Here is a 349-nt window from a genome sequence, read left to right as displayed (position 1 = left end):
GCTTCGTCCAGAGCGATCCCAAGCTGTCCAGCGCGATCATCCAGCGCCAGGGCGACAAGCCGCACCGCTACGCGGTCGGCGGCGAGATCAGCGACGGCGTGAAGCTGCACGCGGTCTACCGCGACCGCGTCGAACTGCAGCGCGGCGGGCGCCTGGAAAGCCTGCCCTTCCCGCACCGTTCCGGGGGACTGCTGGCCAGCGCGGACGACATTACAAGCGAGAACGACTCGATCGAACAACTGCAAAGCCTGCAGGATGAGAACGCTGCAGCATTGCGCGAGCGCCTGGACGCCTTGCGCCAGCAGATGGAAGCCACGCCCATCGCAGAACCCGCCGAAGAAGACTCGAG

At 66.5% G+C, this 349-nt stretch carries 1 pseudogene; it reads left to right on the top strand.

Features of this window, described 5'->3' with window-relative positions:
• Nucleotides 1-349 (top strand): annotated as a pseudogene (gene xcpP / locus FMM79_RS21105) (type II secretion system protein N); the annotation flags it as partial.

It is taken from the genome of Novosphingobium sp. BW1, assembly GCF_008107685.1.
In the GTDB taxonomy this organism is placed as follows: domain Bacteria; phylum Pseudomonadota; class Alphaproteobacteria; order Sphingomonadales; family Sphingomonadaceae; genus Novosphingobium.
This window is presented reverse-complemented; position numbering and strand designations above follow the sequence as displayed.